Here is a 26,844-nt window from a genome sequence, read left to right on the forward strand (position 1 = left end):
CGCCGTGTCACGGCGCCTGGCGAAAATGCTGATAGCCGCGCACGGCTGGGGTGATGTCGTGGCCGCGGGCATCCAGCAGCCTGACGCCCGCCCCCTCTTCCACACGCCCGACAACCTGCACCGGCCAACCGTCGGCCAGCAACGGCGCCAGCTCAGCGGGCGGCAGGGTGAACGCGAGGACATAATCGTCGCCACCGCTCAAGGCGGCAGCCCGCGCACCGTCATCGCCGAGAAAGGCCAGCAGCGCCGCCGACAGCGGCAGCCGTTGCCGCTCGATCACCAGGCTTACGCCTGACGCCTTGGCGATATGCCCGCAATCGGCTAGAAGGCCGTCGGAAATATCCAACGCAGACGTCGCCTTGCCACGCAACGCTATGCCCAGGGCCAACTGCGGTTGCGGCGACCAGTAATGGCCCAGCAACGGTTCGGCGACATCCGCCGCGGCACTACGCTGGCCCAACACCAACGGCAAGGCTGCGGCGGCATTGCCCAGGTCACCGCCGACACACAGCAGGTCGCCCGGCTGCGCGCCACTGCGGGTCAACGCCAGGCCCGCCGGGACACGGCCAAACACGGTGACGGTCAGGCTCAGCGGCCCACGAGTGGTATCGCCGCCCACCAGGCCCACGCCGCAGCGCTGGGCCATGGCGTTCAAACCCTGGGCATAGCGCTGCAACCAATCGGCCGCGACCGTCGGTAGGGTGAGTGCAAGGGTAAAGGCCAGGGGATTGGCGCCCATGGCCGCCAGATCGCTAACTGCCACCGCCAGCGAGCGCTGGCCGAGCAGGAACGGGTCGCAGGGGTCGGCAAAGTGCACGCCGGCCACCAGGGTATCGGTGGAGATCGCCAGCTGTTCCCCGGGGGGAACCGCCAGCAAGGCGCAGTCGTCGCCGATCCCCAGGGCAATGCCCTCGCCGCCTTGCGCACAGGGCGCGGCGGCGAAGTAGGTGCGGATCAGCTCGAACTCGCCCATCAGGGAGCCAAGCGCAGGTTAGCGCTTGTACGCCTTCACTTCGGCTTCACGCAGGCGCGGGGCCAGCTTGTCGAGCACGCCGTTGACGAACTTGTGACCGTCGGTCGAACCGTAGACTTTCGCCAGTTCGATACCTTCGTTGATCACTACGCGGTAAGGCACGTCAACGCGCTTGAGCAACTCCCAGGTGGACAGGCGCATCACGCACAGCTCAACCGGGTCCAGCTCTTCGAGAGTCAGGTCCAGGCAGGGTGCCAGGGCCGTGTCGATCTCGCTCAGGTTGGCATGCACACCGTGCAGGATGTCGTGGAAGTACGGCAGGTCGGCGAAGGTAAAATCGTTGTCGACGCGAAACTGCGCTTCGATTTCGTTCAGCGAAGTACCCGCCATCTGACGCTGATACAGCGCCTGGGTCGCCAACTGACGGGCAGCCCGGCGCTTTTCGTTCTTCGATGGTTTGCCGGCGTCCGCAGGACGTGGCTCGCGCGGGTTGAAACGATCGCTCTCGTCGGAAATCACTTGGCCTCCAACTGCGACAGCAGGCTGACCATTTCCAGCGCGGACAGGGCAGCTTCAGCGCCTTTGTTACCGGCCTTGGTGCCGGAACGCTCGATGGCTTGCTCGATGGAATCAACAGTCAGGACGCCGAAGGCCACTGGCACGCCGAACTCCATGGACACCTGGGCCAGGCCCTTGGTGCACTCGCCAGCCACGTATTCGAAATGCGGGGTGCCGCCACGAATGACCGCGCCCAGGGCGATGATTGCTGCGTATTCGCCTTGTTGCGCGACTTTCTGCGCAACCAGTGGAATTTCGAAGGCGCCAGGGGCACGGATAATCGTGATATCGCTTTCGCTCACACCGTGGCGAACCAGGGCGTCCACGGCACCGCTTACCAGGCTTTCAACCACGAAGCTGTTGAAGCGGCCAACCACCAGGGCGTAGCGGCCTTTGGGGGCGATGAAGGTACCTTCGATGGTCTTCAGGGTCATTCGACAAATCTCTTAAAGAGCCGGGACGCGTATCTGACGCGCCCCTTAGTGATATTTGAACCGCGAACAAGGTGCGACAATCGCCGGCCTTTATTCGGAGGGCACGTATTCTACTACTTCCAGGTCGAAACCGGATATCGCATTAAATTTCATTGGCGCACTCATCAAGCGCATTTTGCGCACGCCCAGGTCACGCAGGATCTGCGAACCGGCGCCGACGATGCTGTAGGTGGTCGGTTTTTTCACCGGCACCTGGTCAGCGCTTTCGCGGATATGCGCCAGCAGCACGTCGCCATCCACCGGGTTGCCCAACAGCAGCACGACCCCGCTACCCGCCTCGGAAACCGCAGCCATGGCGGCTCGCAGGCTCCAACGGCCCGGCTGCTTGACCATCAACAGGTCGCGCAGCGGGTCCATGTTGTGCACGCGCACCAGGGTCGGCTCTTCGGCGCAGATGTTGCCCAGAGTCAGCGCCATGTGCACGTCGCCTTCCACCGAATCACGGTAGGTCACCAGGTTGAAATGCCCCAGTTCGCTGTCCAGCGGCTGCTCGGCAATCCGCTGAACGGTACGTTCGTGGATCATCCGGTAGTGAATCAGGTCGGCGATGGTGCCGATCTTGATGTTGTGCTCGGCGGCAAAGGCTTCCAGCTCCGGGCGACGGGCCATGGTGCCGTCGTCATTCATCACTTCGCAGATCACCCCGCTCGGCTCGAAACCGGCCATGCGCGCCAGGTCGCAGGCAGCTTCGGTATGGCCGGCACGGGCCAGGGTGCCACCGGGCTGGGCCATCAGCGGGAAAATGTGGCCAGGGCTGACAATGTCTTCGGCCTTGGCGTCTTTGGCAGCCGCGGCTTGCACGGTGCGGGCGCGGTCAGCGGCAGAGATGCCGGTGGTCACGCCGGTGGTCGCTTCAATCGAGACGGTGAACTTGGTGCCAAACCCAGAACCATTGCGCGGTGCCATCAGCGGCAGCTTGAGCAGTTCGCAGCGCTCGCGGCTCATGGGCATGCAGATCAGGCCACGGGCGTGCTTGGCCATGAAGTTGATGTGTTCAGGCTGGCACAACTCGGCGGCCATGATCAGGTCGCCTTCGTTCTCGCGGTCTTCGTCATCCATCAGGATGACCATCTTGCCTTGGCGGATATCTTCAACCAGTTCTTCGATGCTATTGAGCGCCACGCGGCACCCCCTTGGTCAGGATTTCAGGTAGCCGTTAGCGGCCAGAAAACTTTCGGTGATGTTCCCAGTGGTTGGCTCTGCGGCCTTATCGCCAAGCAGAAGGCGCTCCAGGTAACGGGCAAGCAAGTCGACTTCCAGGTTCACCCGGCGACCTGGCTGGTAAGACGCCATGATGGTTTCGCTGAGGGTGTGGGGAATGATGGTCAGTTCGAATTCGGCGCCATTCACGGCGTTCACGGTCAGGCTGGTGCCGTCGACGGTGATCGAGCCTTTGTGGGCGATGTACTTGGCCAATTCTTTCGGCGCACGGATGCGAAATTCCACGGCCCGCGCGTTTTCGCTGCGTGCCACTACTTCGCCGACGCCGTCGACATGGCCGCTGACCAGGTGGCCGCCCAGGCGGGTGGTCGGGGTCAGGGCTTTTTCCAGGTTGACCGGGCTGCCGGCCTTGAGGTCATTCATCGCGGTGCAGTCCAGGGTTTCCCGGCTGACGTCGGCGGCAAAGCCATTGCCCGGCAGTTCGATGACGGTCAGGCACACGCCGCTGACGGCGATGCTGTCGCCCAGCTTGACGTCGCCAAGGTCCAGCTTGCCGGTTTCAACCAGCAGGCGCACGTCGCCGCCTTTGGGGGTCATGGCGCGGATGCTGCCGATGGATTCGATAATGCCGGTGAACATGGCCTTCTCCTGGAAAACGGTACGGGCGCCTGGGCGCCCGGTCGGAATTATACGCTCGCTGCTGGCACAGGTATGGCAGTGACTCGCCAGTCGTCGCCTACAGCGCGCATTTCAGTGATCTTGAGTTGGGGGGCGTCGGCCAGTTTCTCAAGCGGCCAGTCGAGCAAAGGCCGGGCGGCGGAGCCCAGGAACTTGCCGGCGATGAAAATCACATACTCGTCCACCAGGCCCTGCTGGGCAAACGCGCCTGCCAGGCTTGGGCCGGCTTCCACCAGCACCTCGTTGACACCACGGGCCGCCAGCGCCACCAGCGCCGAGCGCAGGTCGACCTGGCCGTCGACACCCGGCACCACCAGGCATTCCGGGCCACGGGGGAACTGGTTCTCCGGGGTCACGCAGGTGATGACCAGGGCCGGCCCGGCCTTGAAGAACGGCGCATTGAGCGGCACCCGCAGGCGACCGTCGATCAGCACGCGCAGCGGTGGACGCGACATGGCCAGGGCCGTGGTTTCGGCATCCAGGCCCAGTTCGGCGGCACGCACGGTCAGGCGCGCACCATCGGCCAGCACGGTATCGGCACCGGTCAGCACCACACTGGCCTGGGCACGCAGGCGCTGCACGGCGGCGCGGGCGGCGGGGCCGGTGATCCATTGGCTCTCGCCACTGGCCATCGCGGTGCGGCCGTCCAGGCTCATCGCCAGCTTGACCCGCACAAACGGCAGGCCATGTTCCATGCGTTTGAGGAACCCTGGGTTCAGGGCACGCGCCTGGCTTTCCAGCACGCCGCTGAGCACCTCGATGCCGGCCTGGGCCAGGCGCTGCATGCCACGCCCGGCCACTTCCGGGTTCGGGTCCTGCATACCCGCGACCACCCGTGCCACGCCAGCGCTCACCAGCGCATCGGCGCAGGGCGGCGTATGACCATAATGGCTGCACGGTTCAAGCGTCACGTACACCGTGGCACCGCGGGCTTTGTCGCCAGCGGCGCGCAAGGCGTTGGGCTCGGCATGGGGCTCGCCGGTGCGCTCGTGCCAGCCTTCGCCGACAATCTGCCCATCGCGCACAATCACGCAGCCGACCCGAGGGTTGGGATGGGTGGTGTACAGGCCCTTGCGCGCCAATTCGAGGGCGCGAGCCATGTAATGGGCGTCGAGCACAGCCTGTTCTACAGAAGGAGGGTTCATTCTTTGACCGGCTCACGGGCCAGGCGGTCGATCTCTTCGCGGAACTCGTTGAGGTCCTGGAAGCGTCGATACACCGAGGCGAAACGAATGTAGGCAACTTCGTCGAGCTTTTGCAGCTCGCCCATCACCAGTTCTCCCACCACCAGGCTCTTGACCTCGCGCTCGCCAGTCGCGCGCAGCTTGTGCTTGATATGCGCCAGCGCCGCCTCCAGCCGCTCGACACTCACCGGGCGTTTTTCCAGGGCGCGCTGCATACCGGCGCGCAATTTGTCTTCGTCAAAGGGCTGGCGGCTGCCGTCGGACTTGATCAGGCGTGGCAGTACCAGTTCGGCGGTTTCGAAGGTGGTGAAACGTTCACCGCAGGCCAGGCATTCGCGCCGGCGACGTACTTGATCGCCCTCGGCGACCAGACGCGAGTCAATGACCTTGGTGTCGTTGGCACCGCAGAAGGGACAGTGCATGGTGGCAGGCAACAAAAAAAGGGAGGGCCATGGTAGCGCATCCCCGTGGCAAGACAAGCCATAGCCTTTACGGTATATAGGCTGACTATTATGTTTCTTATGTTTAGTTCACGGATTTTTGCCCTTTTTGGAGCCGTACATGCCGTTACGACCGCTGGTTTTACTCACAATGTTCAGTTTCCTGGTCGCGTGCAGCAGCGAAGCGCCAAAACCAGCGGCCCCGCAACCCACGCCGCAACAAGAGAAAAAAATCCCCGGCCAGGAACCGCTCGGGCCATTGCCGGCCTACCAGCGCGAAGTGAGCGGCACCCTCAACGGCGTACCGGCCGGCGCCGAAGTGGAACTGGCACTGCTGGTGATCGACGACCGCAGCCGCCCGCAACAACTGCTGGCCAGCAGCGTGCTGATCGGCAACAACAAACCGCTGGCCTTTCGCCTGCGCTTCAACCCGCAAGCGTTCCCCGCCGGTGCCCGCGTTGAGCTGCGAGGGCGTGCCAGCCAGTCCGGGCAGTTGATCCTGCACCTGCCGGCGGTGCGCATCCAACAGCCGATCACCCAGACCACCGGGCCGCTGCAACTCGTTCGCGCACCATGACGCCACCGCTGCACCTGCAACGGGCCTTGAGCGAACTGATCGGCGACGCGCAACTGGTGCCCTGCCCGTTACCGGGCACCGACCTGTCGTTGTGGCTGCTGGACGCCGACAACATGGACCGCGCCTTCAGCCCCGAAGAAACTCGGCGCATCCTCCATGAGCCGCCCTACTGGAGCTTCTGCTGGGCCAGTGGCCTGGCACTGGCCCGCTACCTGGCCGCCAACCCCGAGTGGGTGGCGGGCAAGCGCGTCCTGGATTTTGGCGCCGGCTCCGGGGTGGCAGGGATTGCCGCCGTGAAAGCCGGCGCCCTGGAAGTGGTGGCTTGCGACCTCGACCCACTGGCACTCGGCGCCTGCCGTGCGAATGCGCAACTAAATGGCGTAACGCTGGGTTATTCGGCGGATTTTTTTGCCGAAGCCGATCGTTTCGACCTGATCCTGGTGGCCGACGTGCTGTACGACCGGGCGAACCTGCCGCTGCTGGATCAATTTCTCACACGCGGACGGCAAGCATTGGTCGCCGATTCGCGGGTACGCGATTTCCAACATCCCGATTACCAACGGCTGGGGATCCTCGAGGCGCTGACGCTGCCGGACCTGGCGGAACCTTGGGAGTTTCGTAAAGTGAGTCTGTACCATTCGCGCAGGTCTTGAGGCCATCGCCGGCAAGCCGGCGCCTACAAAGCCTGTTTGACCTGCCCACGCTTTCAGCCAACCCCACCAAGCCTTATAGTTGCCCCATTCCCGCTTTCTTCGAGATACCCCATGAGTGAGCCCACGCCCTACATTTTCGATGTCACCACCGCCACCTTCGACCAGGCGGTCATCGAAAACTCGTTCCACAAACCCGTGCTGGTGGATTTCTGGGCCGAATGGTGTGCGCCGTGCAAGGCGTTGATGCCGTTGCTGGCGCAGATTGCCGAGAGTTATCAGGGCGAGTTACTGCTGGCCAAGGTCGATTGCGAAGCCGAGCAGGATATTGTCGCGCGCTTTGGCATTCGTAGCCTGCCGACCGTGGTGCTGTTCAAGGACGGCCAGCCGGTGGATGGGTTTGCCGGGGCCAAGCCTGAGTCTGAGATTCGCGCGCTGCTGGAGCCCCATGTGCAGATGCCGCCACCGGCTGAGGCGGATCCGCTGGAACAGGCCCAGGCGCTGTTTGCCGAAGGCCGGATCAGTGAGGCCGAGGCGGTGCTGGTGGCTTTGCTCGGTGAAGACAACACCAACGCCGCCGCGTTGATCCTCTACGCCCGCTGCCTGGCCGAGCGTGGCGAACTGGGCGAAGCGCAGGCCGTGCTCGATGCGGTCAAGAGCGACGCGCACAAGGCGGCCCTCGCCGGCGCCAAGGCGCAGATCACTTTCCTGCGCCAGGCGGCCGACCTGCCGGACACCGCTGACCTCAAGGCACGCCTGGCGCAGAACCCGCAAGACGATGAAGCGGCGTATCAACTGGCCGTGCAGCAATTGGCCCGCCAGCAATACGACGCGGCGCTGGAAGGTTTGCTGAAGTTGTTTATCCGCAACCGCAGCTACAACGAAGGCCTGCCGCACAAGACGCTGCTGCAAGTGTTCGAGTTGCTGGGCAACGACCACCCGCTGGTCACGGTGTATCGCCGCAAGTTGTTTGCCGCGCTGTACTAATCCGCGATCCAACTGTACTGCGGCGTATCCCCGCCGCTGGACACCTTCACCTTGGCGCTATGGCGCAAGCGCACCAGCAGGCGCTTGCCGGCCTGGGCGCTGCCGGCCAGCGCTTCGAGGCGATCCGACAACTCCAACCCGCTGAGTTGCCCGGCCTCGCGCAGCAGGTCCTGGGCGGCCTGCCACAGATTTTCATCCTGATTGACCGGCGCAGCAGCGGGCACTGCCTCCGGCGCCGGCGTGGCCGTCTGCAGGTGCACGCCCAACCGCGCCCAATCGCTGGCGTCCAGCTCCAGGGTCAAGTCCACGGGCAGCTCGCCGATGGTTCCACGAATTCGCATCATTGCTCGTCCTCCAGCACTTTTCTGACGAGCATGCTCCCACGCGTCTTGCGCAACGCCAAGCAGAGGGTCAAACTCTCGGCACTTTTGTTATAAGATCACATAACAAAATCTTCATTCACGCCCTGGAGTCTCCCTATGCGCCGCCTGTTGCTCGCTTTGCCGTTTGCCCTGTTGCCACTGGCCGCCCAGGCCGCCGACGAACATAACCACGATCATGACCATGAACATGGCAGCCTGGACGCCCACGAACACGGCGTTGGCCGCCTGAATGCGGTGCTGGACGGCAAGGCGCTGGAACTGGAGCTGGAAAGCCCGGCGATGAACCTGGTGGGTTTCGAACACCTGGCCACCACCGACGCCGACAAAGCCAAGGTCGCCGCCGCCCGCAAGCAGTTGGAACAACCGCTGGTGCTGTTCAGCCTGCCCAAGGCTGCCGGTTGCGTGGTCAGCACCCAGGAGCTGGAAAGCCCGCTGTTTGGCGACAAGCCAGACGATGATCATGACCACGCCACCGATGGCAAAGGCGCGGCCGCCCATGACCACGATCACAGTGAAATCCACGCTCACTACCAGTTCACCTGCGCCAACCCCACTGCGCTGAAAAATCTCGACCTGGCGAACATCTTCAAGACCTTCCCCGCCACCCAGAAAATTCAGGTACAACTGATCGGCCCAAGCGGCCAGCAGGGTGTTGAAGCAACGGCGGCTGCCGCGACCCTGAAATTCTGACCCCACACGGTTGATGTAGGAGCTGGCTTGCCTGCGATGGCATCGACGCGGTGTCACTGATACACCGCGTCGTCTGCATCGCAGGCAAGCCAACTCCCACAGGTGACCGCGCTCTGCAGGTGATATTGAGTTCCCATGACCCAAGCACTGATCGAACTGTCCGACCTGGGCTTTAACTGGCCCGGTCACCCGCAGTTGCTGGACATCCCGGCGTTTCGCCTGGAGCCGGGGGAAACCCTGTTCCTCAAGGGCCCCAGCGGCAGCGGCAAAACCACCTTGCTCGGCCTGCTGGGCGGGGTGCAGACACCCAGCCGTGGCAGCATCCGCCTGCTGGGCCAGGAGTTGACCGACTTGTCGGCCGGCGCCCGTGATCGGTTTCGGGTCGACCACACCGGCTATATCTTCCAGCAGTTCAACCTGCTGCCGTTTCTCTCGGTCCGCGAGAACGTCGAACTGCCTTGCCACTTCTCCAAGCTGCGCGCGCAGCGGGCGATCCAGCGCCATGGCAGTGTCGACCAGGCCGCCGCGACCCTGCTCGCACACCTGGGTCTCAAGGACCCGGACTTGCTCGGGCGCCGCGCCGATGCGCTGTCGATCGGCCAGCAACAACGGGTGGCCGCCGCCCGGGCATTGATCGGCCAGCCGGAACTGGTGATCGCCGACGAACCGACCTCGGCCCTGGACCACGACGCCCGGGAAGCCTTCCTTCAACTGTTGTTCGCCGAATGCCGCGAGGCGGGCGCCAGCCTGTTGTTCGTCAGCCATGACCAGAGCCTGGCTTCGCTGTTCGACCGCAACCTGTCGCTGGCCGAGCTCAATCGCGCCGCCACGCCGCTCGAGGTTTGAGATGTATTTGTTCCGTCTAGCCATGGCCAGCCTGGCAAACCGCCGCTTTACCGCGATCCTCACCGCCTTCGCCATCGCCCTGTCGGTGTGCCTGTTGTTGGCGGTAGAGCGCGTGCGTACCGAGGCCCGCGCCAGCTTTGCCAGCACCATCAGCGGCACCGACCTGATCGTCGGCGCCCGTTCCGGCTCGGTCAACCTGCTGTTGTACTCGGTATTTCGCATTGGCAACGCCACCAACAACATCCGCTGGGACAGCTTCGAGCACTTTGCCGCCAGCCCGCAGGTGAAATGGGCGATCCCCATGTCCCTCGGCGACTCCCATCGCGGCTACCGGGTGATGGGCACCACTCGGGCCTACTTCGAGCATTACCAGTACGGCCGCAAGCAAAACCTGCAATTGGCCAGTGGCCGCGCGTTTGATACCGACCCGTTTGAAGTGGTGCTCGGCGCCGAAGTGGCCGACGCCCTGCACTACAAGCTCGGAGACAAGCTGGTGCTGGCCCACGGCGTGGCGGTGGTCAGCCTGGTCAAGCACGATGACAAGCCGTTCACCGTGGTCGGTATCCTGCAACGCACCGGCACCCCGGTGGACCGCACGCTGCACATCAGCCTCGGCGGCATGGAGGCGATCCACATCGACTGGCACAACGGCGTGCCGGCCCAGGGCAAGGGCCGGATCAGTGCCGACCAGGCGCGCAATATGGACCTCACGCCGCAAGCCATCACCGCGTTTATGCTGGGGCTGAACAACAAGATTTCGACCTTTGCCCTGCAACGGCAGATCAACGAATTCCGTGGCGAGCCGATGCTGGCGATCCTCCCCGGCGTGGCCCTGCAAGAGCTGTGGAGCATGATGGGCACCGCCGAAAAAGCGCTGTTCGTGATCTCGCTGTTTGTCGTGCTGACCGGGTTGATCGGCATGCTCACCGCAATCCTCACCAGCCTCAACGAGCGCCGCCGGGAAATGGCGATCCTGCGCTCAGTGGGCGCACGGCCGTGGCACATTGCGAGCCTGCTGGTTTTCGAGGCGTTCGCCCTGGCACTGGCCGGAGTGGTCGCGGGGGTCGGCCTGCTGTATGTGTGCATCGCCGCGTCCCGTGGCTATTTGCAGGCCAATTACGGCCTGGACCTGCCGCTGGCGCTGCCCAGCCCGTATGAATGGACGCTGCTCGCCGGTATCCTGGCCGCTGCCCTGCTGATGGGCAGCGTGCCGGCCTGGCGCGCCTATCGCCAATCGTTGGCCGATGGTCTGTCGATCCGTTTATGAGGAAGGCTTTGATGCGCCGTGCCCTGCTTGCGCTGTTATTGATGGCGGCCCTGCCCGCCTGGGCCGAGGCGCCCCGGGACTTGTCGTGGCAAGAAATGATTCCGCCGGATGCGCCGGTGGAAGTGCCGAATATGACGCCGCTGCACGACCTGTCGAACATGGCCGACGCCCTGTCGGCGGAAGCCGCGCCAGCGGCCAGACAGGACTTGCCCAACGCGCCGGTGGTGGCGACCCTCAACGGCCAGCATATCCGCCTGCCGGGTTATATCGTGCCGCTGGAAGTCAGCGAGGCAGGCCGCACCACCGAGTTCCTGCTGGTGCCGTACTTCGGCGCCTGCATCCATGTGCCGCCACCGCCGTCGAACCAGATCGTGCATGTGCGCAGCGAGATCGGCGTGAAGCTGGAAGAGCTGTACCAGCCGTACTGGATCGAAGGGCAGATGCAGGTCAAGCCGTCCACCAGCGAATTGGCAGATGCTGGCTATCAGATGGAGGCCGAGAAGATCTACATCTATGAGTTGCCGGAATAGCACCACCAATCAAATGTGGGGCTTGTGTGGGAACGGGCTTGTCGGGTCGCCGCATCGCCGCGGTGGCGGTGGGTCAGCGACAAATGCAGCGACTGACAGTCTGCAATCGCGGGCAAGCCCGCGCCCACACTGTTGATTGGCGGCGGACTTGGCTGATCACCGTTTCATTGAGCTGAGTCAAAAGCCCCGCCGCAGCGATCTTTACCATTGGACACAGCCAACTAAAAACGTCCTTTGGAGCCACCCATGCACAAGTCACTGCTCAGCGCTTCCCTCTTCGCGCTTGCACTCGCCGCCCCTCTCGCCCACGCCCACGAAGCTGGCGACATCCTCGTTCGCGCCGGTGCCATCACCGTTAACCCAAAGGCCGACAGCGGCAGTGTCAAGGTTGACCAGGGTCCATTGGCCGGCACCAACCTGGGCGGCAAGGCGACCATGAGCAGCGACACGCAACTGGGCCTCAACTTCGCCTACATGCTGACCAACCACGTCGGTATCGAGCTGCTGGCGGCCACGCCGTTCGAGCATGATGTGAAGATCAAGAACACCGCCCTCGGCGCCGCCAACGGCAAGCTCGGTACCCTCAAGCACCTGCCGCCAACCCTGAGCGTCGTGTACTACCCGCTGGACAGCAAGTCGGCGTTCCAGCCCTACGTCGGTGCCGGTATCAACTACACCTGGATCTATGACGAACACGTCGGCAGCCGCGCCCAGGGCGAAGGCTTCAGCAACTTCAAGGCCGAGAACTCCTGGGGTTGGGCCGCGCAGATCGGTGCGGACTACATGATCAACGACAAGTGGATGATCAACGGCCAGGTGCGCTACATCGACATCAGCACCAAAGCCACCGTGGACAACAACGCCCTGGCGGCGGGTACTCGTGCCAAGGTCAATGTGGACGTGGATCCAATGGTCTACATGGTCGGTATCGGCTACAAGTTCTAAACCCGGCTTAATAAACGCCACAAAAAATGTGGGAGCTGGCTTGTGTAGGAGCTGGCTTGCCTGCGATAGCATCGCCTCGGTGTCTTTGATAGACCGAGGTGTCTGCATCGCAGGCAAGCCAGCTCCTACACAAGCCAGCTTCCACATTTTTTTTGCGTTCTGTCAGCTAGTGATGCCGGTAGAAGCGGTCCAGCAACGCCGGCAGCCCCGCACGCCACGCCCGTGGCTTGATGCCGAATGTATGCAGGATCTTCTTGCAGGCCAGCACTGCGTGTTGCGGTTCGTCGGCGGCATCTGGCCGCGCGGCGTGGGCCTGGGCGGTCGGTGCTTCGACCGCCAGCGCATGGAAGTTACGCGCTTCGGTGAGGATCGCCTGGCCCAGGGCCACAGGGGTGGTCGCCTCTTGCCCCGCGTAATGGTAGGTGCCCCACAGCGGCGCCGCACAATCGAGCTGCTTGAGCACCGAGATAATCACCCGTGCCGCATCGTCTACCGGCGTCGGGTTGCCCCGTCGATCGTCGGCCAACAACAACTCCTCGGGTTTCTCGGCACGCGCCAGGAAACGCCCGAGCGCGCCGTCGACACTGTCATCGAGCAACCAGCCAAAGCGCAGCAGCACATGTTGCGGGCAGGTCGCGCGTACGCTTTGCTCAATGCGCCACAACGCCTGGCCGCGCAGGCCCAGGGGCACGGGTTCGTCTTTTTCGCTGTAGGCGGTGGCGCGCGAGCCATCGAACACCCGATAGCTGGACGGTTGCAGCAGGGTGATGTTGTGGTGCTGGCACAGTTCCGCCAGGCGCTCGACAGCAGATTCCTGCCCGGCCAGGCGCGCCTCGTTCACGCTTTCGGCCTGGAACCAGTCGAAATAGTAGGCGAGATTGATCAAGGCATCGGGACGGGTGTCGTCGAGCAATTGGGTAAGGCTGGCGGCATCCCAGCCGTCTTGTGGCGGGCGCGGGGCGAGGAAACCGATATCTTCCTCTGCACCGAGGCGAATCAGCGCCTGCCCGAGGGCATTCCCGCCGCCCAGTAACATAAGGCGCATTCGCATAGATTGAGCAGGCCCGGTCTGTTTGGAACGATGGCTATTATCGACAGGCGTTGATGCCGTGCCGTTAGTATTTGCCAGAATCGTTGCATTTTGCGGGTTTGTAGCGCAACCGTCACTTACTAAGTGGCGTTGAGTGGCGCTGCTTCCTCTTCAATCTGTGGCACGCGCTGCGCGATTGACGGCACAAGGCTCAGGCGCCTTCAGAGGGAGTGCCGTTGGTAGGATCGTCGAAACTTTCGCGCTAGCACCACAGTCAGCCGTTAACGAACGGAGGCCACTGCCCCGCCAACCCACGGGAGCCACCATGGCTGTGATTCCAGAATGGGTGCCTGTCACGCCCAGCGCTGCCATCACCCGCTTCAAGGTGCTGACGGTCAATACCCACAAGGGCTTCACTGCCCTCAATCGACGCTTCATCCTGCCGGAGTTGCGCGAGGCGGTGCGCGGTGTGGCGGCCGACGTGGTGTTCCTGCAGGAGGTGCACGGCACCCATGAGCACCATCCCCGGCGCTACAGCAACTGGCCGAGCATGCCCCAGTATGAGTTTCTCGCCGACAGCATCTGGCCGCAGTTCGCCTACGGGCGCAACGCGGTGTATCCCCATGGTGACCATGGCAATGCGCTGCTGTCGAAATTCCAGATCATCCGCTATGACAACCTCGACATCTCCCAGAGCGGCCACGAAAGCCGCGGGCTGTTGCATTGCATCCTGCGCCTGCCCGGCACCGGCCAGGAGGTACATGCCATTTGCGTGCACCTGGGTTTGCGCGAGGTGCACCGCCAACAACAGCTGAAATTACTGGCCCGGCGGGTTGCCGAGATTCCCGGCGAAGCGCCGCTGATTGTCGCCGGTGACTTCAATGACTGGCGCCAGCAGGCCGACCTGAGCCGCAGCGGCCTTAAGGAAGTGTTCGTGCAGGCCCACAGCAAGCCGGCGCGTACGTTCCCGGCGCGCCTGCCACTGCTGGCGCTGGACCGCATTTATGTGCGCAACCTCAAGGCCCATCAGCCGCAAGTGCTGACGGCGCGCCCCTGGTCGCACCTGTCGGATCACGCGCCGCTGTCGGTGGAGATTGAGTTATGAACAGCGCCGTGGAACACATCGCCACCGACCAGCCACCGGGTGACGCCAGGGCCAGGGACCTGGACTACGGCTGGCAGGCCGGTAACCAGGTGCAATTGCTGGAAAACGGCGAGGCGTACTTCCCCAAGGTGTTCGAGGCCCTGCGCCTGGCCCGCCAGGAAATCCTCCTGGAGACCTTTATTCTGTTCGAAGACAAGGTCGGCCATGAATTGCACGGGATTCTGATCGAAGCCGCGCAGCGTGGGGTGAAGGTGGTGGTCAGCCTCGATGGCTTTGGCTGCGGCGAACTGAGCCCCGGGTTTCTCGGCGAGTTGGCCCAGGCCGGGGTCACGGTGCAGATGTTCGACCCGGCGCCCAAGACCCTGGGGGTTCGTACCAACTGGTTTCGCCGCCTGCATCGCAAGATCGTGGTGGTAGACGCGGCAGTGGGGTTTATCGGCGGGATCAATTTTTCCGCCGACCATCTGGCGGACTTCGGCCCCGAGGCCAAGCAGGATTATGCGGTGCAGGTGATCGGGCCGGCGGTGGCGGACCTGCATCACTTTGCCCTCGCGCAAAGCGGCCGCCCGGTGCGCATGCGGCGCGGTTGGCGGCGCCGGCAACAACCTGCCTGGGCTGCGGAGGAAGGTGACGGCCTGGTGCGCCTGATCTACCGCGATAACCTGCAACACCGCTCGGATATCGAAGAAGCCTACCTGCACGCCCTGCGCCACGCCCGCCAGCGCGTGGTGATCGCCAATGCCTACTTCTTTCCCGGTTATCGCCTGCTACGGGAACTGCGCAATGCCGCGCGGCGCGGCGTGCAGGTGCAGTTGATCATGCAGGGCCAGCCGGACGTGCTGCTGGCCAAGCTGGCGGCGCGCATGCTCTACGACTATCTGCTCAAGGAAGGCGTGGTGATCCACGAGTATTGCCAGCGCCCACTGCACGGCAAGGTGGCCCTGGTGGATGAGCAATGGAGCACCGTGGGCTCGAGCAACCTCGACCCGTTGAGCCTGTCGCTGAACCTGGAAGCCAACGTGCTGATTCGTGACCGAGGGTTCAATCAACTGTTGTTCGAGCGCCTGCAAGACCTGAGCCGCAACCACTGCAAGACCATGCCGGAAAACCGCAGCCCCCGCGGCTGGTTGTGGCGGGTGACCGTGGGGTTTGTGGTGTTCCATGTGCTGCGCCATTTCCCGGCCTGGACCGGCTGGCTGCCCGCGCATAAACCGCGTTTGAAACCCTTTGTGCATCCATGAGCCAAGCCCGCGCGGATGATACCCGCCCCCATGCGTTCAAACGCTGGAAGAAGCCGCTGACCGTCGCGTTCTTTGTGCTGCTGATTGTGCTGTTTACCCTGCTCGCGCGGCGTATCGACTGGAGCGAAGTGTTCGACACCCTCGGCGACTTCAAGCTGCGCACCCTGGGGATCGCAGCCGGGCTGACCCTGTGCAGTTTCCTCGTGTATGCGTGCTTTGACCTGGTCGGCCGAACCTACATCCGCCAGCCCTTGCGCTGGAAACAGATCCTGCCGGTGGGCATCATCAGCTATGCGTTCAACCTCAACCTCAGCGCCTGGGTCGGCGGGATTGCCATGCGCTATCGGCTGTATTCACGGCTGGGGGTGAGCAACGGCAACATCGCGAAAATCCTTGGCTTGAGCCTGGCCACCAATTGGTTTGGCTATATGGCCCTGGCCGGCGTGGTGTTCAGCAGCGGCCTGGTGACCATGCCGCCGGGCTGGAAGCTCAGTAGTGGCGCGTTGCAAGGGGTTGGGGTGTTGCTGGTATTGGCAAGCCTCGGCTATCTGGCTGCCTGTCAGTTCTCGAAGAAGCGCGCCTGGTCGATTCGCGGGATCGAGATCAACCTGCCGTCGCTACGCATGGCGTGCCTGCAACTGGCGCTCGGCGCGCTGAACTGGTCGCTGATGGCAGCGGTGATTTTCACCTTGTTGCCGGCGAAGCTGGACTACCCGCTGGTGCTGGGGGTGTTGCTGATCAGTGCGATTGCCGGCGTGGTCACGCACATTCCGGCCGGCCTTGGCGTGCTGGAGGCGGTGTTTATCGCGCTGCTGCAACATGAGGCCTCACGGGGCAGCTTGCTCGCCGGTTTGATTGCCTACCGGGCGATCTATTTTATCTTGCCGCTGCTGATCGCCCTGGTGATGTACCTCGCGGTGGAGGCGAAAGCCAAGGCCTTGCGGGTGAAAAAAACACCGGCGTGAAACGCATCATTGGGATTGGATGATGCTCAACCGCTCGCCCACCACCATCTCGGTGATCCAGTCCACCAGGATCGAGGTGTAGGCCTGCTGGGATACCGGGTCGCTCAATGAATGATCGCCACCGTCGATGATCCGGTGCGTCAGCGAATGGGTCTGCTGGCACGCAGCCCGGTAGCTCATGATGGTGGCGTGGGGTACATGGTCATCCGTTTGTGATTCGACAATCAGCACATCCCCGGTAAATGCGGCGCAGGCGTGCAGCGCGCGATTGGTCTCGGCCTGCACCAGGGTGCTGCGGTAATCCATCAGGTCGGCTTTATCCAGGTCGCGCTTGGGGGTGTGCCATTGCTGGTCGCGATACAGCGCCGGCACCCGCAGTGCGAGCCAGCGCACCGGGCGCAATGAGGTGAGGATCGCCGCCAGGTAGCCACCATAACTGGTGCCCACCACCGCCACCGCCGAGGTATCGATGGCCGGGTGCGCCAGCAGTCGATCATAGGCCGCCAGCAAGTCCCGCAGGTTGTCGTCCCGGGTGACCCGCGACAAGGGAATGCCGTTGCCAGCATGCCCGCGCAGGTCAAAGGTCAGGCACACACAGCCAAGGCCGGCGATGCCCTTGGCCCGTTCCAGGTCACGCTCCTGGCTACCGCCCCAGCCATGCACAAACAACACCCCTGGCACTTTTGACTTGGGACTGAGGAAGGTGGCGCTCATCTGTTCGTCGTCGATATCAATGGTGATGGTTTCGCTTCTAGCCGTCATAGGATTTGACCGTTACGTACTTGAGAAGAAAGTCGCTGTTTTCTGCCGGGCCGCGATAAATCTCGATGGCATTGGCGGGCAAGGACTGCTCGATATAGGTCTCTACGGACGAGACGCGAATCGCACGCAGGCCGGGGTCGTTGATAAAACTCTGCAATGCCGCCACCTCCGCGCTGCTGGCACCGCCCATGCGCCAGGATTGCTCGAGCACCCCGCTGCGGCGCTGGCCTTGGCTGTCCAGGCCCTGGGCGATGTCGTAATTGCGCCGCGAGGCATAGAAACCAGGATAGGCCTCATCGGCGGCGTTATCGAAGACTTGTGCCTGCTCAATGGCCAGGCGCACGTCCTCGTTGAGCGCCAGGGCCAGCAATGCTTCGTAATAACCCGGCACCACCAGCAGGTCGGAGCCGCCGTAGACCGCCTCGCCCTGCCCGTCCTGGGTCAGGTACTGCTCGCCGCAGTAACTGAATACATGCCCGCCGATAAAGCTCTGGCCGACACTGTGGGTCACTACGTCCTGCAGGTCTTGCTCCAGCACCACGCCTTGGTCGAACAGCTGCGCTGCATCGGCACGGGCGAGGATTGCATGCAATTGCTCGAGGTTGTCGACCACCTCCTGACCACGACCGGCGCAAGCATGTACCGGCTTCAGGCGAATCGGCCCGAGCGCCAGCAACTGGATGGCGGCAGCGCGGGCATCTTCCACGCCATACACACTCCAGCCGTCGAGCACCACGGCGCGCACCCGCTCGGCAAACAGCGGCGACCAACCCTCGGGCGCCAGGGCAGCCGTGTCGTGCAAGCCATGGGTGATGGCCTTGGTGCAGATGAAATCGTGGTCTACATAACCGCCCCACAAATCCTCCGGCCCCTTCACCCCCAGGCTGAGTGCCTGGGCCGGCCCGACCAGGGTCTGGGTAGGCAGCAGGTACAGATCGGTATGGGCATGCAGCTCGGCGCTGTAGCTGCCGCCGTAGTCGAGCCCGAGGATCTGCGCCAGCCAGCGAGCGAGGGCGCGGTTGCTTTCCACTTCATGGAGCGGGGCATCGGGCCGGACCGAGTGCGCCACCACGATCTTTTTGCGGTTGGTCGGGGTCATGCGTCCCCCTTGGGCAAGGCTTGCGGGTGTGTAGCGCAAAGGTTGCAGGGATCAGGCCAAGGCGCGGCCCAGGCAAAGGGTTGGTGGATCAAGCGGTTAGGGGAAGAGCAGTGGCATTTGGCCTGCTTCATTTTGCACGAAGGGCGATGGAGCGGCCGGCGTTCTGCACGATCCAGGGCGCGCAGGCGATCAAAAATGTGGCCGCGGGCTTGCTCGCGCCCACATTGGTGGGGTGGCGTGTCCGGCAATCAAGCAGGGGCCTTCACGCCAAATCGGTTGCGGTAATCGCTGGGCGCAAGGCCGGTGATTTTCTTGAAGATCGCGCGAAAGGCGCTCGGGTCTTGATAACCCACGGTCCAGGCAATCTGATCAATGGTGGTATTGGTGAATTCAAGCATCTGCCGCGCCTTGCCGACCCGCAGGTGCTGACAGTATTGGGTGGGTTTCAAGCCGGTGGCATTGCGAAAACGGCGCAGGAAGGTGCGCTCTTCAAGGCCGGCCGCCTGGGCCATCGCCGCAAGCGAGACATCCACCGCACCACTGGCCTGCAACGCGTGCTGGACCTTGAGGATCGCTCCGTCACCATGGCTGAGAATCGGTGCAAAATTGCTGCCGCACTGGCTGGCGCTGTCGCTGTGCTCAATCACCAGAAAGCGCGCGGTGTCGGCGGCGATGCTGGGGCCCATGAGACGGTCGACCAGGCGCAGGCCCAGTTCGGACCAGGCCATCAGCCCGGCGGAGGTGATCAAGTCGCCGTCGTCGACTATGGGTTTGTCGGCCTCCAGGCGCACCGCAGGAAACCGGCTGGCGAAGGTGTTGGCCGAAGACCAGTGGGTGGTGGCGCTGCGCCCATCGAGCAAACCACTGCGCGCCAGCATGATCGAACCGATGCACACGCCTCCCAGCACGGTGCCGGCCGCATGCTGCTCGCGCAGCCAGTGCAGCAGCGCGGGCGGCGCCTGCTCTTCGCAAAACTCGCCAATCGACGGCGGCACCAGCACGGCCATCAGGGGTTGATCGGGGCCGGGCTGGCTATCGAAACCTCGAACAGGGGTACCATCGTCATTGACCTGCCAGTGGCTGACACGTAACAAGGGCAACTGCTGGCTCTGATGCTCGGCGGCAATGCGATTGGCGACGCCAAACAAGTCGGTCAAGCCATGTACTGCGGCCATCTGCGCACCGCGATAAATCAGCACGCCGAGCTCGACGATCGAGCGTTCCAGAGCCATTGTCAGTTTTCCCCCTGTTATTGTCGGTACGGCCAATCCCCGTGCCACGCGCCAGTCACGATACTGGGCGCATCAACCCATCACGAGAACATACACATGGCCAAGCAAGCACTTATCCTAATCGATATCCAGAACGACTACTTCCCCCAGGGCAAGTGGCCATTGACCGGCGTGGAAGCGGCGGCCGACAAGGCGCAACAGGTGCTCCAGGCATTTCGCCAGGCCGGCGACGCGGTGATCCACGTGCGCCATGAGTTCACCTCCGAGGATGCGCCCTTCTTCACCCCAGGCTCCGAAGGCGCACATATACATGCCAAGGTGCAGAACGAAAACGACGAGCCGGTGGTGCTCAAGCATTTTGTAAATGCGTTTCGCCAAACCAACCTGCGCGAGGTACTGGAACAACGCAGCATCACCGACCTGGTGGTGGTCGGCAGCATGAGCCACATGTGCATTGACGCAGTGGTTCGGGCAGCAGCGGACTACGGCTACAACGTGACGGTGATCCATGACGCCTGTGCCACGCGCGACCTGGAATTCAATGGCAAGACCATTGCCGCCGCCCAGGTACATGATGCCTACATGGCATCGCTGGCATTTGCCTATGCCAGCGTGGTGTCGGCGGAGGAGTTCCTGAAGACTGTCAGCGCGTAGCGATAATGAACAGCCGTGGAAACGGTAGCAACACTGTGCCATCGGCCAGGGCCGGGTAAGCCTCGCGGATGCGCGCCAGGTAGGCGTCGAGGAAGGCGCCTTTCGCGGCCTCATCCAGCGGCGCCAGGAATGGCCGCAAGCCCGTGCCCTTGAACCACTCCACCACCGCCTCATGACCGGTGAGCGGGTGGTAATAGGTGGTGTGCCATACATCCACGGTGCTGCAATGTTTGCTCAACAACTCGTAGTAGTAACTCGCCGGGTGACGCGCTTCATGTTTGACCGCGCCGATCTTGCCCGCCCAAGGGCCTTGCGCTGCCACCTCACGGGCCAGGCGGTGAGCCGGCTCGTTGAGGTTATCCGGGGTTTGCACCGCCAGCGTCCCGCCCGCTGTCAATTGCGCCACCAGGTGTGGATAAAGGCTGGCGTGGTCCGGCACCCATTGCAGTGAGGCGTTGGCGAGGATCACATCGAACTGTTGCGCAGGCTTCCAGGCGCCGATATCGGCCAATTCAAAGTTAAGTGCCGGCAACCGCTCGCGGGCACTAACCAGCATGTCCTGCGAGCTGTCCAAGCCGGTAATCGTCGCCTGGGGGAAACGCCCGGCCAACACCTCGGTGGAATTGCCCGGGCCACAACCCAGGTCGACCGCCGTTCGCACATCGCCCGCGGGGATGGCGGCGACCAGGTCCTGGACGGGACGGGTGCGCTGTTGTTCAAACATCGAATACTGCTTGGCAGACCAGGTCATCGGGGCTTCCTTCTTGGGTAAGGGAATGCGCTACAGCCTAAGTCTTGTGGCGCCCAGGGACAAATGCCAGGGCTCGGGACTTTTCCCACTCAAAAACAAGAAACCCCCGAGGCAAATGCCAGCGGGGGTTCCTGGTGTTACTGGATAGTCCGTGCCGAGGTAGCCTTAGAACGGAATATCATCATCAAAGCTATCGAAGTCAGCCGCTGGCTGCGGTGCCGCCTGCTGTGGCGCTGGACGCGACTCACGCTGTGGCTGCTGGCTTGGCTGCGGACGGGACTGCTGTGGACGCGGAGCCGAGTTGGACATGCCACCCTGGCCCTGTTGGTCGCCCTGTGGACGGCCGCCCAGCAGTTGCATGGTGCCTTGCATGTCGACCACGATTTCAGTGGTGTAACGCTTGATGCCGTCTTTTTCCCACTCGCGGGTCTGCAGTTTGCCTTCGATGTAGACCTGCGAACCCTTGCGCAGGTATTCACCGGCGATCTCTGCGACCTTGCCGAACATCGACACACGGTGCCATTCGGTTTTCTCGACCTTCTGGCCAGTCTGCTTGTCAGTCCACTGTTCGCTGGTCGCCAGACTCAGGTTGGTCACGGCGTTACCGTTAGGCAAGTAGCGAACTTCGGGATCCTGGCCGCATGTACCGACCAATATGACTTTGTTAACCCCACGGGCCATAACGTTCTCCTAGGCTGGGCGCGCTGTCGGCACTGGATTTACCAGTTGCTCGAGCGTCGCGCGATCCAATAGTTCGGTGTCCAATTTGATGTAAATGGCCGCCTCTTCAGCGACCACGACTGCATCTGTTACCCCTACGACGGCCTTCAGGCGCTCTACCAGACCGCTTTCACGGATCGCCTCGGGCGATAGCGGCAAACGCAGGCTTGTGACGTAGGGAGGTTCGCGCATGGTAACAGCAAAGACCAGCCAAAGTGCAGCCAGCCCGGCGCATCCGAGGAACACAACCGACAAACCGCCATGCTGGAACATCCAGCCGCCCATGATGCCGCCCAGCGCCGAACCGAGGAATTGGCTGGTGGAATACACCCCCATCGCCGTGCCCTTGCCGCCCGCCGGTGAAACTTTACTGATCAGCGAAGGCAGTGACGCCTCCAGCAGGTTGAACGCGGTGAAAAACACCACCGTGCCGATTACCAGCGCCCGTAGGCTGTCGCCGAACTGCCAGAAGAATAGTTCAGTGAGCATCAATGTCGCGACGGCGCCGAGCAAAACTCGTTTCATTTTGCGTTTCTTCTCGCCGTAGATGATGAACGGGATCATGGCGAAGAACGAAATCAGCAACGCGGTCAGGTAGACCCACCAGTGCTGCTCCTTGGGCAACCCGGCCTTTTCCACCAGCGCCAGGGGTAAGGCGACGAAGCTGCACATCAGCATGGCGTGCAATACGAAGATACCTAAATCCAGGCGCAACAGGTCGGGGTGCTTGAGCGTCGGCAGCAGCGCCTGTTTGGCCACGCCCGACTCACGGTGCTGCAGCGGCCCGGTGGAGCGCGGCACCATAAAGGCCACGATCAGGATGCCGAACAGCGCCAGGCCACCGGTGGCCAGGAACAGGCCGTGCAAACCGAACGCACGAGTCAACAGCGGGCCAACCACCATCGCAACGGCAAACGAAAGACCGATGGTCATGCCGATCATGGCCATGGCCTTGGTGCGATGCTGTTCGCGGGTCAGGTCCGACAGCAGCGCCATCACCGCCGCGGAAATCGCCCCGGCGCCTTGCAGGATGCGTCCGGCGATCACGCCCCAGATCGAATCGGCATTGGCCGCCAGCACGCTGCCCAGGGCGAAGACGATCAACCCCAGGTAGATCACCGGCCGGCGGCCAATGCGGTCGGAAATGATCCCGAACGGAATCTGGAAAATCGCCTGGGTCAGGCCATAGGCGCCAATCGCCAGGCCGATCAGGGCCGGGGTCGCGCCAGCGAGGTCCATGCCATAGGTCGCCAGTACCGGCAACACCATGAACATGCCCAGCATACGGAAGGCGAACACCAGGGCCAGACCGCTTGCTGCTCGGGTCTCGCCGCTACTCATGCGTTCGCTGTGGGGATCGTGCATGGAAAAACCTCGTGTGAACCGGCGGCGATTCTACCAGTCCCATCGATTGAGAGGGTATATGCGGCGCTTTGCCGCGCAGCTTTCATGTAAGGCTGAAATGGGCAAATTGACAGTGTATATTCATCCAGTCTTTAGCCGTATACTCCTGCATTATTTATACGCCCGCCGTGCGAGGCCATCTTGGACAAGATCCTGATTCGTGGGGCTAGAACCCACAACCTGAAGAACATCGACCTGACCCTGCCCCGGGACAAACTGATTGTCATCACCGGCTTGTCCGGGTCCGGCAAGTCGTCGCTGGCGTTCGATACGCTGTATGCCGAAGGCCAGCGTCGCTATGTGGAGTCGCTATCGGCCTACGCCCGGCAATTCCTGTCGATGATGGAAAAGCCTGATGTCGACACCATTGAAGGCTTGTCGCCAGCCATTTCCATCGAACAGAAATCGACCTCCCACAACCCGCGTTCCACCGTGGGCACCATCACCGAAATCTACGATTACCTGCGCCTGCTGTACGCACGCGTCGGTATTCCGCGCTGCCCGGACCACGACATCCCTCTGGAAGCGCAGACCGTCAGCCAGATGGTCGACCTGGTGCTGGCCCAGCCGGAAGGCGCCAAGCTGATGCTGTTGGCCCCGGTAATTCGCGAGCGCAAGGGCGAGCACCTGTCGGTGTTCGAAGAGCTGCGCGCCCAGGGTTTTGTCCGCGCCCGGATCAACGGCAAGCTCTATGAGCTGGATGAAGCACCAAAGCTGGATAAACAGAAGAAGCACACCATCGATGTGGTGGTCGACCGTTTCAAGGTGCGCGCCGATCTGCAACAACGTCTGGCGGAGTCGTTCGAGACCGCGCTGAAACTGGCGGACGGTATCGCCCTGGTGGCGCCGATGGACGACGAGCCAGGCGAAGAAATCATCTTCTCCGCGCGCTTCGCCTGCCCGATCTGCGGCCATGCCATCAGCGAGCTGGAGCCCAAGCTGTTCTCCTTCAACAACCCGGCCGGCGCCTGCCCGACCTGTGATGGGTTGGGGGTCAAGCAGTTCTTCGACATCAAGCGCCTGGTCAATGGTGACCTGACACTGGCGGAAGGCGCGATACGTGGCTGGGACCGGCGCAATGTGTATTACTTCCAGATGCTCGGGTCATTGGCTGCCCACTATAAATTCAGCCTGGAAGTGCCATTCAACGAACTGCCGGCCGAGCAACAGAAAGTCATCCTCCATGGCAGCGGCTCGCAGAACGTCGACTTCAAGTACCTGAACGACCGTGGCGACATCGTCAAGCGCTCCCACCCGTTCGAAGGGATCGTGCCCAACCTGGAGCGCCGCTATCGGGAAACCGAGTCGGCCAGCGTGCGCGAGGAACTGGCCAAGTTCCTCAGCACCCAGCCCTGCCCGGATTGCCGCGGCACCCGCTTGCGTCGCGAAGCCCGCCACGTGTGGGTCGGCGAGAAGACCCTGCCGGCGGTGACCAACCTGCCGATCGGTGATGCCTGCGAATACTTCGCCGTACTGAAGCTGACCGGGCGACGTGGCGAGATTGCCGACAAGATCCTCAAGGAAATCCGCGAGCGCCTGCAGTTTCTGGTCAACGTGGGCCTGGACTATCTGTCCCTGGATCGCAGTGCCGACACCCTGTCCGGCGGCGAGGCCCAGCGCATTCGCCTGGCCAGCCAGATCGGCGCCGGCCTGGTGGGCGTGCTGTACATCCTCGACGAGCCGTCCATCGGCCTGCACCAGCGCGACAATGATCGCTTGCTGGGCACGCTCAAGCACCTGCGCGACATCGGCAACACGGTGATTGTGGTCGAACACGATGAGGACGCCATTCGCCTGGCGGACTACGTGGTCGATATCGGTCCCGGTGCGGGCGTGCATGGCGGGCATATTGTTGCCCAGGGCACCCCGGCTGAAGTCATGGCCCACCCGGACTCCCTGACCGGCAAGTACCTGTCTGGCCGGGTAAAAATCGAAGTGCCCGCCAAGCGTACGCCACGCAACAAAAAACAGGCGCTGCACCTCAAGGGCGCGCGCGGCAACAACCTGCGCAATGTCGACCTGGAAATCCCCCTGGGCCTGCTGACATGCGTGACCGGTGTATCCGGTTCAGGCAAGTCGACCCTGATCAACAACACCCTCTTCCCCCTCAGCGCCACGGCATTGAACGGTGCCACCACCCTGGAAGCAGCCGCCCATGACAGCATCAAGGGCCTGGAGCTGCTGGATAAAGTAGTGGATATCGACCAGAGCCCGATTGGTCGCACTCCCCGCTCCAACCCGGCGACCTATACCGGGCTGTTCACGCCGATACGCGAACTGTTCGCCGGTGTGCCGGAGTCCCGCTCCCGTGGTTATGGGCCTGGGAGGTTTTCCTTCAACGTCAAGGGTGGGCGCTGCGAAGCTTGCCAGGGCGACGGCCTGATCAAGGTCGAGATGCACTTTTTGCCTGACATCTACGTTCCGTGCGATGTGTGCAAGAGCAAGCGCTACAACCGCGAAACCCTGGAGATCAAGTACAAGGGCAAGAACATCCACGAAACCCTCGAGATGACCATCGAGGAAGCGCGGGTGTTCTTTGACGCGGTACCGGCCTTGGCGCGTAAGCTCCAGACCCTGATGGACGTGGGCTTGTCGTATATCAAGCTGGGGCAGTCGGCGACCACGCTGTCCGGTGGCGAGGCGCAGCGGGTGAAGCTGTCTCGCGAGCTGTCCAAGCGCGATACCGGCAAGACCCTGTATATCCTCGATGAACCGACCACCGGCCTGCACTTCGCGGATATCCAGCAATTGCTCGACGTGCTGCATCGCCTGCGCGACCACGGCAACACCGTGGTGGTGATCGAACACAACCTGGATGTGATCAAGACGGCCGACTGGCTGGTGGACCTGGGGCCGGAAGGCGGTTCCAAGGGTGGGCAGATTATTGCGGTGGGCACGCCGGAGCAGGTCTCCGAGATGCCGCAATCCCACACGGGCTACTATCTGAAGCCGTTGCTGGCGCGCGACCGGGCCTGACTCTTCAGGCCCAACAAAAAGCCCCTGTCACCGTAGCGGTGACAGGGGCTTTTTTATTGCCGACGGAATCAGAACTGCGATTGCAGGTAATTTTCCAGGCCGATCAATTTGATCAGACCCAGCTGCTTTTCCAGCCAGTAGGTGTGATCTTCTTCAGTATCGTTCAACTGTACGCGCAGGATTTCCCGGGTCACGTAGTCATTGTGCTTCTCGCAAAGCTCGATGCCTTTGCACAGTGCTGCACGAACCTTGTATTCCAGGCGCAAGTCGCTGGCGAGCATCTCAGGCACAGTGGTACCGGTATCCAGGTCGTCAGGACGCATACGCGGCGTACCTTCGAGCATCAGGATACGGCGCATCAGCGCGTCGGCGTGCTGTGCCTCTTCTTCCATTTCGTGATTGATACGCTCGTAGAGCTCGGTAAAGCCCCAGTCTTCGTACATACGCGAGTGAATGAAATATTGGTCACGAGCTGCCAGTTCGCCCGTCAGCAACGTGTTGAGGTAATCGATTACGTCGGGGTGACCTTGCATCGCCCTACA

Annotated in this window: 29 protein-coding genes; 13 read left to right on the forward strand and 16 right to left on the reverse strand. The window is 62.7% G+C overall.

Features of this window, described 5'->3' with window-relative positions; genetic code table 11:
• Nucleotides 1–7: 7 nt before the first annotated feature.
• The 7 genes from thiL to nrdR all read right to left on the reverse strand — a co-directional run bounded on the left by thiL (nucleotide 8) and on the right by nrdR (nucleotide 5,470).
• Complete coding sequence (gene thiL / locus HBO19_RS24470; RefSeq protein WP_170058484.1) at nucleotides 8–973, reverse strand: thiamine-phosphate kinase; 966 nt, start codon at nucleotides 971–973, stop codon at nucleotides 8–10.
• An 18-nt stretch (nucleotides 974–991) separates the two neighbouring features.
• Entirely contained in the window at nucleotides 992–1,492 is a 501-nt protein-coding gene (gene nusB, locus HBO19_RS24475) for a transcription antitermination factor NusB (protein ID WP_029299437.1), read from the reverse strand.
• A complete protein-coding gene (ribE, locus tag HBO19_RS24480; protein ID WP_003176356.1) occupies nucleotides 1,489–1,965 on the reverse strand; it encodes a 6,7-dimethyl-8-ribityllumazine synthase in 477 nt (158 codons plus the stop codon). The genes nusB and ribE overlap by 4 nt, the downstream gene beginning before the upstream one ends.
• A 90-nt stretch (nucleotides 1,966–2,055) precedes the next feature.
• On the reverse strand, nucleotides 2,056–3,147 hold the full coding sequence (gene ribBA, locus HBO19_RS24485) for a bifunctional 3,4-dihydroxy-2-butanone-4-phosphate synthase/GTP cyclohydrolase II (RefSeq protein WP_169951326.1): 1,092 nt from the start codon (nucleotides 3,145–3,147) through the stop codon (nucleotides 2,056–2,058).
• Between the two features lie 15 nt (nucleotides 3,148–3,162).
• Complete coding sequence (locus HBO19_RS24490; protein WP_047543301.1) at nucleotides 3,163–3,825, reverse strand: riboflavin synthase; 663 nt, start codon at nucleotides 3,823–3,825, stop codon at nucleotides 3,163–3,165.
• Nucleotides 3,826–3,872: 47 nt separating this feature from the next.
• Nucleotides 3,873–5,009: a bifunctional diaminohydroxyphosphoribosylaminopyrimidine deaminase/5-amino-6-(5-phosphoribosylamino)uracil reductase RibD gene (gene ribD / locus HBO19_RS24495; protein ID WP_170058485.1), complete on the reverse strand. Its 1,137-nt coding sequence runs from the start codon at nucleotides 5,007–5,009 to the stop codon at nucleotides 3,873–3,875.
• Nucleotides 5,006–5,470 (reverse strand): transcriptional regulator NrdR, encoded by a 465-nt coding sequence (gene nrdR / locus HBO19_RS24500; protein WP_057439031.1) that lies wholly within the window; start codon nucleotides 5,468–5,470, stop codon nucleotides 5,006–5,008. The genes ribD and nrdR overlap by 4 nt, the downstream gene beginning before the upstream one ends.
• A gap of 139 nt (nucleotides 5,471–5,609) precedes the next feature.
• On the opposite strand from nrdR, the gene HBO19_RS24505 reads away from it, so the two are divergent.
• From HBO19_RS24505 to trxA, 3 genes are all read left to right on the forward strand, one after another.
• Nucleotides 5,610–6,065, forward strand: a complete 456-nt coding sequence (locus HBO19_RS24505; protein WP_169951333.1) for a YbaY family lipoprotein — start codon at nucleotides 5,610–5,612, stop codon at nucleotides 6,063–6,065.
• Nucleotides 6,062–6,718: a 50S ribosomal protein L11 methyltransferase gene (locus tag HBO19_RS24510; RefSeq protein ID WP_170041645.1), complete on the forward strand. Its 657-nt coding sequence runs from the start codon at nucleotides 6,062–6,064 to the stop codon at nucleotides 6,716–6,718. The genes HBO19_RS24505 and HBO19_RS24510 overlap by 4 nt, the downstream gene beginning before the upstream one ends.
• 111 nt (nucleotides 6,719–6,829) lie before the next feature.
• A complete protein-coding gene (gene trxA, locus HBO19_RS24515) occupies nucleotides 6,830–7,702 on the forward strand; it encodes a thioredoxin (RefSeq protein WP_169951337.1) in 873 nt (290 codons plus the stop codon).
• Here the strand turns inward: trxA and HBO19_RS24520 are convergent.
• Nucleotides 7,699–8,046 carry a hypothetical protein gene (locus HBO19_RS24520; RefSeq protein WP_170058486.1) on the reverse strand — a complete coding sequence of 116 codons (348 nt, stop codon included), beginning with the start codon at nucleotides 8,044–8,046 and terminating at the stop codon, nucleotides 7,699–7,701. The two genes, trxA and HBO19_RS24520, sit on opposite strands and share 4 nt — an antisense overlap.
• Before the next feature lie 135 nt (nucleotides 8,047–8,181).
• On the opposite strand from HBO19_RS24520, the gene HBO19_RS24525 reads away from it, so the two are divergent.
• The 5 genes from HBO19_RS24525 to HBO19_RS24545 all read left to right on the forward strand — a co-directional run bounded on the left by HBO19_RS24525 (nucleotide 8,182) and on the right by HBO19_RS24545 (nucleotide 12,363).
• On the forward strand, nucleotides 8,182–8,775 hold the full coding sequence (locus HBO19_RS24525) for a DUF2796 domain-containing protein (RefSeq protein ID WP_169951341.1): 594 nt from the start codon (nucleotides 8,182–8,184) through the stop codon (nucleotides 8,773–8,775).
• Between the two features lie 135 nt (nucleotides 8,776–8,910).
• Nucleotides 8,911–9,621, forward strand: coding sequence for an ABC transporter ATP-binding protein (locus tag HBO19_RS24530; protein WP_169951343.1), 711 nt, complete (start codon nucleotides 8,911–8,913; stop codon nucleotides 9,619–9,621).
• 1 nt (nucleotide 9,622) lies between these two features.
• Nucleotides 9,623–10,888 carry an ABC transporter permease gene (locus tag HBO19_RS24535; protein WP_170058487.1) on the forward strand — a complete coding sequence of 422 codons (1,266 nt, stop codon included), beginning with the start codon at nucleotides 9,623–9,625 and terminating at the stop codon, nucleotides 10,886–10,888.
• A gap of 11 nt (nucleotides 10,889–10,899) precedes the next feature.
• On the forward strand, nucleotides 10,900–11,418 hold the full coding sequence (locus HBO19_RS24540) for a DUF3299 domain-containing protein (protein ID WP_169951347.1): 519 nt from the start codon (nucleotides 10,900–10,902) through the stop codon (nucleotides 11,416–11,418).
• A gap of 246 nt (nucleotides 11,419–11,664) precedes the next feature.
• On the forward strand, nucleotides 11,665–12,363 hold the full coding sequence (locus tag HBO19_RS24545) for an OmpW family outer membrane protein (protein ID WP_029299417.1): 699 nt from the start codon (nucleotides 11,665–11,667) through the stop codon (nucleotides 12,361–12,363).
• Nucleotides 12,364–12,529: 166 nt separating this feature from the next.
• Here the strand turns inward: HBO19_RS24545 and HBO19_RS24550 are convergent, their stop codons facing one another.
• On the reverse strand, nucleotides 12,530–13,414 hold the full coding sequence (locus HBO19_RS24550; RefSeq protein WP_169951349.1) for a sugar nucleotide-binding protein: 885 nt from the start codon (nucleotides 13,412–13,414) through the stop codon (nucleotides 12,530–12,532).
• 304 nt (nucleotides 13,415–13,718) lie between these two features.
• On the opposite strand from HBO19_RS24550, the gene HBO19_RS24555 reads away from it, so the two are divergent.
• From HBO19_RS24555 to HBO19_RS24565, 3 genes are read left to right on the forward strand one after another with little or no spacing between them, the layout of a single operon-like run.
• Nucleotides 13,719–14,498 (forward strand): endonuclease/exonuclease/phosphatase family protein, encoded by a 780-nt coding sequence (locus HBO19_RS24555; RefSeq protein WP_170058488.1) that lies wholly within the window; start codon nucleotides 13,719–13,721, stop codon nucleotides 14,496–14,498.
• Nucleotides 14,495–15,739 (forward strand): cardiolipin synthase ClsB, encoded by a 1,245-nt coding sequence (clsB, locus tag HBO19_RS24560; RefSeq protein ID WP_170058489.1) that lies wholly within the window; start codon nucleotides 14,495–14,497, stop codon nucleotides 15,737–15,739. The genes HBO19_RS24555 and clsB overlap by 4 nt, the downstream gene beginning before the upstream one ends.
• Nucleotides 15,736–16,704, forward strand: coding sequence for a lysylphosphatidylglycerol synthase domain-containing protein (locus HBO19_RS24565; protein ID WP_170058490.1), 969 nt, complete (start codon nucleotides 15,736–15,738; stop codon nucleotides 16,702–16,704). The genes clsB and HBO19_RS24565 overlap by 4 nt, the downstream gene beginning before the upstream one ends.
• A gap of 6 nt (nucleotides 16,705–16,710) precedes the next feature.
• Here HBO19_RS24565 and HBO19_RS24570 read toward each other — a convergent pair whose 3' ends face one another.
• The 3 genes from HBO19_RS24570 to HBO19_RS24580 form a co-directional block, all read right to left on the reverse strand.
• A complete protein-coding gene (locus HBO19_RS24570) occupies nucleotides 16,711–17,466 on the reverse strand; it encodes an alpha/beta fold hydrolase (RefSeq protein ID WP_169951359.1) in 756 nt (251 codons plus the stop codon).
• Nucleotides 17,456–18,565 carry a DUF3182 family protein gene (locus HBO19_RS24575; protein ID WP_170058491.1) on the reverse strand — a complete coding sequence of 370 codons (1,110 nt, stop codon included), beginning with the start codon at nucleotides 18,563–18,565 and terminating at the stop codon, nucleotides 17,456–17,458. Before HBO19_RS24575 ends, HBO19_RS24570 begins: the two co-directional genes overlap by 11 nt.
• Before the next feature lie 248 nt (nucleotides 18,566–18,813).
• Nucleotides 18,814–19,797, reverse strand: coding sequence for a GlxA family transcriptional regulator (locus tag HBO19_RS24580; protein WP_170058492.1), 984 nt, complete (start codon nucleotides 19,795–19,797; stop codon nucleotides 18,814–18,816).
• A gap of 96 nt (nucleotides 19,798–19,893) precedes the next feature.
• On the opposite strand from HBO19_RS24580, the gene HBO19_RS24585 reads away from it, so the two are divergent.
• On the forward strand, nucleotides 19,894–20,451 hold the full coding sequence (locus HBO19_RS24585) for a cysteine hydrolase family protein (protein ID WP_170058493.1): 558 nt from the start codon (nucleotides 19,894–19,896) through the stop codon (nucleotides 20,449–20,451).
• On the opposite strand, the gene tam is transcribed toward HBO19_RS24585, so the two are convergent.
• The 3 genes from tam to HBO19_RS24600 all read right to left on the reverse strand — a co-directional run bounded on the left by tam (nucleotide 20,441) and on the right by HBO19_RS24600 (nucleotide 23,287).
• Nucleotides 20,441–21,202 carry a trans-aconitate 2-methyltransferase gene (gene tam, locus HBO19_RS24590; protein WP_170041634.1) on the reverse strand — a complete coding sequence of 254 codons (762 nt, stop codon included), beginning with the start codon at nucleotides 21,200–21,202 and terminating at the stop codon, nucleotides 20,441–20,443. The two genes, HBO19_RS24585 and tam, sit on opposite strands and share 11 nt — an antisense overlap.
• Before the next feature lie 165 nt (nucleotides 21,203–21,367).
• Nucleotides 21,368–21,883 carry a single-stranded DNA-binding protein gene (locus HBO19_RS24595; RefSeq protein WP_017849542.1) on the reverse strand — a complete coding sequence of 172 codons (516 nt, stop codon included), beginning with the start codon at nucleotides 21,881–21,883 and terminating at the stop codon, nucleotides 21,368–21,370.
• Nucleotides 21,884–21,892: 9 nt separating this feature from the next.
• Nucleotides 21,893–23,287 (reverse strand): MFS transporter, encoded by a 1,395-nt coding sequence (locus tag HBO19_RS24600; RefSeq protein ID WP_170058494.1) that lies wholly within the window; start codon nucleotides 23,285–23,287, stop codon nucleotides 21,893–21,895.
• A gap of 180 nt (nucleotides 23,288–23,467) precedes the next feature.
• Between HBO19_RS24600 and uvrA the strand changes: the two genes are divergently transcribed.
• On the forward strand, nucleotides 23,468–26,302 hold the full coding sequence (uvrA, locus tag HBO19_RS24605) for an excinuclease ABC subunit UvrA (protein WP_169951372.1): 2,835 nt from the start codon (nucleotides 23,468–23,470) through the stop codon (nucleotides 26,300–26,302).
• A gap of 68 nt (nucleotides 26,303–26,370) precedes the next feature.
• Here the strand turns inward: uvrA and bfr are convergent, their stop codons facing one another.
• Nucleotides 26,371–26,835 carry a bacterioferritin gene (bfr, locus tag HBO19_RS24610; RefSeq protein WP_029299402.1) on the reverse strand — a complete coding sequence of 155 codons (465 nt, stop codon included), beginning with the start codon at nucleotides 26,833–26,835 and terminating at the stop codon, nucleotides 26,371–26,373.
• Nucleotides 26,836–26,844: the final 9 nt, after the last annotated feature.

Source organism: Pseudomonas sp. WS 5021 (genome assembly GCF_012985535.1).
GTDB lineage: Bacteria > Pseudomonadota > Gammaproteobacteria > Pseudomonadales > Pseudomonadaceae > Aquipseudomonas.

What these genes read in the sequence shown, in the direction of transcription:
- thiL (WP_170058484.1), bottom strand. Translation starts at nt 973, where the DNA reads ATGGGCGAGTTCGAGCTGATCCGCACCTACTTCGCCGCCGCGCCCTGT.
- ribE (WP_003176356.1), bottom strand. Translation starts at nt 1,965, where the DNA reads ATGACCCTGAAGACCATCGAAGGTACCTTCATCGCCCCCAAAGGCCGC.
- HBO19_RS24490 (WP_047543301.1), bottom strand. Translation starts at nt 3,825, where the DNA reads ATGTTCACCGGCATTATCGAATCCATCGGCAGCATCCGCGCCATGACC.
- ribD (WP_170058485.1), bottom strand. Translation starts at nt 5,009, where the DNA reads ATGAACCCTCCTTCTGTAGAACAGGCTGTGCTCGACGCCCATTACATG.
- nrdR (WP_057439031.1), bottom strand. Translation starts at nt 5,470, where the DNA reads ATGCACTGTCCCTTCTGCGGTGCCAACGACACCAAGGTCATTGACTCG.
- HBO19_RS24505 (WP_169951333.1), top strand. Translation starts at nt 5,610, where the DNA reads ATGCCGTTACGACCGCTGGTTTTACTCACAATGTTCAGTTTCCTGGTC.
- HBO19_RS24510 (WP_170041645.1), top strand. Translation starts at nt 6,062, where the DNA reads ATGACGCCACCGCTGCACCTGCAACGGGCCTTGAGCGAACTGATCGGC.
- trxA (WP_169951337.1), top strand. Translation starts at nt 6,830, where the DNA reads ATGAGTGAGCCCACGCCCTACATTTTCGATGTCACCACCGCCACCTTC.
- HBO19_RS24520 (WP_170058486.1), bottom strand. Translation starts at nt 8,046, where the DNA reads ATGATGCGAATTCGTGGAACCATCGGCGAGCTGCCCGTGGACTTGACC.
- HBO19_RS24525 (WP_169951341.1), top strand. Translation starts at nt 8,182, where the DNA reads ATGCGCCGCCTGTTGCTCGCTTTGCCGTTTGCCCTGTTGCCACTGGCC.
- HBO19_RS24530 (WP_169951343.1), top strand. Translation starts at nt 8,911, where the DNA reads ATGACCCAAGCACTGATCGAACTGTCCGACCTGGGCTTTAACTGGCCC.
- HBO19_RS24535 (WP_170058487.1), top strand. Translation starts at nt 9,623, where the DNA reads ATGTATTTGTTCCGTCTAGCCATGGCCAGCCTGGCAAACCGCCGCTTT.
- HBO19_RS24540 (WP_169951347.1), top strand. Translation starts at nt 10,900, where the DNA reads ATGCGCCGTGCCCTGCTTGCGCTGTTATTGATGGCGGCCCTGCCCGCC.
- HBO19_RS24545 (WP_029299417.1), top strand. Translation starts at nt 11,665, where the DNA reads ATGCACAAGTCACTGCTCAGCGCTTCCCTCTTCGCGCTTGCACTCGCC.
- HBO19_RS24550 (WP_169951349.1), bottom strand. Translation starts at nt 13,414, where the DNA reads ATGCGAATGCGCCTTATGTTACTGGGCGGCGGGAATGCCCTCGGGCAG.
- HBO19_RS24555 (WP_170058488.1), top strand. Translation starts at nt 13,719, where the DNA reads ATGGCTGTGATTCCAGAATGGGTGCCTGTCACGCCCAGCGCTGCCATC.
- clsB (WP_170058489.1), top strand. Translation starts at nt 14,495, where the DNA reads ATGAACAGCGCCGTGGAACACATCGCCACCGACCAGCCACCGGGTGAC.
- HBO19_RS24565 (WP_170058490.1), top strand. Translation starts at nt 15,736, where the DNA reads ATGAGCCAAGCCCGCGCGGATGATACCCGCCCCCATGCGTTCAAACGC.
- HBO19_RS24570 (WP_169951359.1), bottom strand. Translation starts at nt 17,466, where the DNA reads ATGACGGCTAGAAGCGAAACCATCACCATTGATATCGACGACGAACAG.
- HBO19_RS24575 (WP_170058491.1), bottom strand. Translation starts at nt 18,565, where the DNA reads ATGACCCCGACCAACCGCAAAAAGATCGTGGTGGCGCACTCGGTCCGG.
- HBO19_RS24580 (WP_170058492.1), bottom strand. Translation starts at nt 19,797, where the DNA reads ATGGCTCTGGAACGCTCGATCGTCGAGCTCGGCGTGCTGATTTATCGC.
- HBO19_RS24585 (WP_170058493.1), top strand. Translation starts at nt 19,894, where the DNA reads ATGGCCAAGCAAGCACTTATCCTAATCGATATCCAGAACGACTACTTC.
- tam (WP_170041634.1), bottom strand. Translation starts at nt 21,202, where the DNA reads ATGACCTGGTCTGCCAAGCAGTATTCGATGTTTGAACAACAGCGCACC.
- HBO19_RS24595 (WP_017849542.1), bottom strand. Translation starts at nt 21,883, where the DNA reads ATGGCCCGTGGGGTTAACAAAGTCATATTGGTCGGTACATGCGGCCAG.
- HBO19_RS24600 (WP_170058494.1), bottom strand. Translation starts at nt 23,287, where the DNA reads ATGCACGATCCCCACAGCGAACGCATGAGTAGCGGCGAGACCCGAGCA.
- bfr (WP_029299402.1), bottom strand. Translation starts at nt 26,835, where the DNA reads ATGCAAGGTCACCCCGACGTAATCGATTACCTCAACACGTTGCTGACG.